The organism is uncultured Caballeronia sp. (assembly GCF_964243625.1).
GTDB lineage: Bacteria > Pseudomonadota > Gammaproteobacteria > Burkholderiales > Burkholderiaceae > Caballeronia.
In genome coordinates this window covers 6259-8536 of record NZ_CAXTGZ010000239.1, presented here as the reverse complement: position 1 = coordinate 8536, position 2278 = coordinate 6259, and the positions used below count along the sequence as shown (strand labels likewise).

At 60.1% G+C, this 2278-nt stretch carries 3 protein-coding genes, 1 tRNA gene and 1 pseudogene; 2 read left to right on the top strand and 3 right to left on the bottom strand.

The features are described 5' to 3' along the window. Positions 1–155, top strand: a pseudogene (locus ACFFAR_RS17065) (D-2-hydroxyacid dehydrogenase family protein); the annotation flags it as partial. Position 156: 1 nt separating this feature from the next. Here ACFFAR_RS17065 and ACFFAR_RS17060 read toward each other — a convergent pair. Genes ACFFAR_RS17060 through ACFFAR_RS17050 form a run of 3 tightly spaced genes read right to left on the bottom strand, consistent with a single transcriptional unit; the run spans position 157 to position 1937 of the window. Continuing rightward, entirely contained in the window at positions 157–633 is a 477-nt protein-coding gene (locus tag ACFFAR_RS17060) for an OsmC family protein (protein ID WP_174365547.1), read from the bottom strand. A 16-nt stretch (positions 634–649) separates the two neighbouring features. Beyond that, positions 650–1525 carry a patatin-like phospholipase family protein gene (locus tag ACFFAR_RS17055; RefSeq protein WP_174365548.1) on the bottom strand — a complete coding sequence of 292 codons (876 nt, stop codon included), beginning with the start codon at positions 1523–1525 and terminating at the stop codon, positions 650–652. Positions 1526–1532: 7 nt separating this feature from the next. Beyond that, positions 1533–1937, bottom strand: coding sequence for a hotdog domain-containing protein (locus ACFFAR_RS17050; protein ID WP_174365549.1), 405 nt, complete (start codon positions 1935–1937; stop codon positions 1533–1535). A gap of 206 nt (positions 1938–2143) precedes the next feature. Between ACFFAR_RS17050 and ACFFAR_RS17045 the strand changes: the two genes are divergently transcribed. Beyond that, positions 2144–2219: transfer RNA gene (locus ACFFAR_RS17045), tRNA-Lys, on the top strand. Positions 2220–2278: the final 59 nt, after the last annotated feature.

The window sequence follows — 2278 nt, the reverse complement described above, 5'->3', positions numbered from 1 at the left end:
AAAACGTGATTCGCACGCCGCACATTGGCTATGTGGAGCGCGAAAGCTACGAGTTGTATTTCTCGGCGGCGTTCAAGAACATCCTTGCCTTCGATGCCGGAGACACCTCGAGCGTCGCCAATCCCGAAGCGCTGGTGGGCGGCCGCCGGCGATAACTCAGATTGTCGATATTCCGATGGACGGCTCGCATCGGACGGGGAAGTTGACCGAGTTCGCGAGGAAGCAGAACGCATGCGCTTCTTCGTGCAAACGCTCGGCCAGCTTCACGTCGCCGCCTGCGCCGATCAACACTTGCGGGCGCAACACGACATCCGTGAAACGGCCGCTTCCCTGCTTTGTTTCTTCCATCGTGCCGATGGGATCATCCAGATAACCCGTCACCACGATGCCGTTCACCGAGCAAAGGTGCAGGTACCAGAGCATGTGGCACGACGAAAGCGATGCCACGAACAGCTCTTCCGGATTGTGGCGCGTGGCGTCGCCGCGAAACGCCGGATCGCTCGATCCTTCAATGGCCGGCTTGTTTGCGGCACGGATCAGATGATCGCGCGAATAGGCGTCGTAGCTCGACGTGCCTGAACCCTGATCGCCGGTCCAGGCAACTTGCAGCGTGTACTTATGTTGTTTGGCCATACGATGAAGCTCCCGTTCAGAGTTGCGCCGCCGCGCTCAGCACCCCGGGCAAACGCATGAGAAATTGCTCGCCATCGGCGCGGCCCAGGTCGTACGCGGGCCGCATCAGCGCCGGACTCGTATAGTCCCACGATGAAATCGGCACCTTCCGCGACGGTTGCACATAGACGCGGCGCTGGTCGCGGTTCTCGCCGTGCTCCACCACGAACATGCGCGGGCGCGGATACACGCGCGTCACCATCACCAGCACCAATCCCGGCGATGCATCCAGCGCACCTACCGGCACGTTATCGACCATGCCGCCATCCAGAACGGGCCGGCCGTTGCGCCGCAATACCGGCGTAAAAGGCGGCGTGCTCGACGACTGCAGGATCAGATCGGCGAGATCCTCGACCGTCGCGCACTCTTGCGCGCGCACGAATTCCGGATGGAAACCCAGCGCTTGCCCGAGCGTCGGATGCAGCTTCTTGCGCACGTATTTTTCGATGTTATAGGCAATCAGCCCCGCCGCCACGGCGCTGCGTGCGCCGAGCCAGCGCGGCAAATGCGACACGCCGATACGAATCTCCGGCGCATCCTTCAGCGATGCAAACTCGGCGCCGTAGATATCCAGCAACGCCTGCCGGTATATCCGATAGTGCGGGAACACCGATTCCCCGCGCAGCAAATTGCCCCAATACGCGTTCTTCGAATTGTCGCGCAGCACGTGCGAGTAGTAGTCCATCACCCATTCCGAGTGATTCGTGTACAGCATGCACGCGGTCGCCGCGCCAGCCGAAATGCTGGTGATGACGCGCGGACGCAGCTTGAGTTCCGGCTGGACGACGTCCCAGAAACCGGCTTGCCACCAGCAGCGGTTGCCGCCGCCGGCGAATACGACTTGATCGAACATGGGTTTTTTAGGCGATGAGCATGACAGTGGTGGTGGCGTGCGCGGCGAGCGCGCCGGTTTCATCGTGGAGTTCGATTTCGCCGAAAACCAGATTGCGCCCGCGACGCAAGATGGTTGCGGTGACCAGTACATCGCCGGATTTCACCGGGCGCAGGAAACTCGTGGTCAGGGAAACAGTGGTCATAGGCTGGAAACCGCCAAGCGCGTGGGAGATGGCGACGATCATGGCGGTGTCCGCCGCAGCCATGAAGACCTGGCCGCAGATCACGCCGCCCGCGTGGCGCAGTTTGTCAGCGTGCGGCAAGCGCAGCGTGACGCTCGCGTCCGAAACGCTTTCCGGCGATAAACCCAGATCGCGGATCCACGGCGCGAAGGTGGAATCGAGCAAGGCGCTGATAGCCGAATGGTCCATGATGCCGAGGTGTTTTTTAGCACGGCCGTTCGCCGCAGGAACGCCATGATAACGGTTCCCGCCATCGTTTTTTGAGACGTTCGATGAACCGATACGCCATGTTCGATGCTGCTTTGCAGCGTCATTGGGAAAGATTTTCGGATTCTGGCGCACCGACAGTTGCATAACCCGAGAAAACGTCGCTATAATTCGGATTCAGTTTTTCCGGGGCGTTAGCTCAGCTGGTAGAGCAGCGGACTCTTAATCCGTAGGTCGACAGTTCGAATCTGTCACGCCCCACCAAGAATTCTAAAAAGCCGGTTAGCGCAAGCTAGCCGGCTTTTTTGTTGTTGGTGCATTTC

What these genes read in the sequence shown, in the direction of transcription:
- ACFFAR_RS17055 (WP_174365548.1), bottom strand. Translation starts at nt 1,525, where the DNA reads ATGTTCGATCAAGTCGTATTCGCCGGCGGCGGCAACCGCTGCTGGTGG.
- ACFFAR_RS17060 (WP_174365547.1), bottom strand. Translation starts at nt 633, where the DNA reads ATGGCCAAACAACATAAGTACACGCTGCAAGTTGCCTGGACCGGCGAT.
- ACFFAR_RS17050 (WP_174365549.1), bottom strand. Translation starts at nt 1,937, where the DNA reads ATGGACCATTCGGCTATCAGCGCCTTGCTCGATTCCACCTTCGCGCCG.